General features: G+C 41.6%; 1 protein-coding gene. It reads right to left on the bottom strand.

Annotation, left to right across the window (positions count from 1 at the left end; genetic code table 11):
* On the bottom strand, nt 1–1,021 hold a 1,021-nt coding region (locus AB0G52_RS41405; protein ID WP_361344535.1), incomplete at both ends, for a leucyl aminopeptidase.

The following is a 1,021-nucleotide window of genomic DNA, read 5'->3' on the forward strand; positions in this document are numbered from 1 at the left end:
CGCCATGATGCTTCGCATAAGTAACAGCATCTGCCAGCACTAATCGGCCCTCAGCATCGGTGTTCAACACTTCAATTGTTTTTCCACTCATAGATGTAATGACATCATCCGGTTTAAAGGCAGATCCGCTTATCATATTGTCTGTTGAAGCAATAACAGCCACAACGTTCTGTTCTGGCTTAAGCTCTCCAACAATCTCCATTGCGCCAAGAACTGCTGCAGCACCGCCCATATCTGTCTTCATCCCGACAATGCCGTCCTTCGTCTTGATTGAATAGCCACCAGTGTCAAAGGTAATTCCTTTCCCGACAAGACCGATAACATCTGTCCATTCTTCTTTTCCTTGATATTTAAGAACAATCATCTTAGGAGGTTCTGTCGAGCCTTGGTTTACAGCAAGAATTGCTCCCATGCCAAGCTTAAGCATATCCTCTTTCTCCAGTATTTCGACTTCAAATCCATATTTTTCACCGAGCTTTTCTGCATATGCAGCCATATCCGTTGCAGTCAGCATATTACCTGGCAAATTGACAAGTGTTCTTGCCGAATTTGTTCCGTTTCCATATGTATAGCCTACATTTGCAGCAGCACGAACTTCTTCCTCATCTGTTTCACTGTATAGAATGATTTCCTCTATCTTTTTTTCTGGCTCATTTGATTTTTGCTTATAGCCTGTATATTCATATGTAGATAATGCAAATGCTTCTGCTAATGCATGTGCAGCATCAAGCGAGTCAAGGGCATCATTGCTGAAAGAGTTCAACAGAACAGCAGCTTGTTGATACTTCCATTTCGACAACTCTTGAAAAACAGCACCGTAAACTTCTTGCAAATCATGGAAGGATAACTCCTTTTGTTTTCCCAATCCTGCAAAAACGATTCTTTTGGCACCAATCTTACCAAACGTATGAACGATATGTATTTGTTTTTTCTTCGCGGAAAGATCGCTTTCCTTCAATAAATTTGTCAGCTCACCGTCAAAGGCTTCGTCCAATTCCGCTAATTGGCCTTCCAGTTTAAT

The organism is Streptomyces sp. NPDC021562 (assembly GCF_040640875.1).
GTDB lineage: Bacteria > Actinomycetota > Actinomycetes > Streptomycetales > Streptomycetaceae > Streptomyces.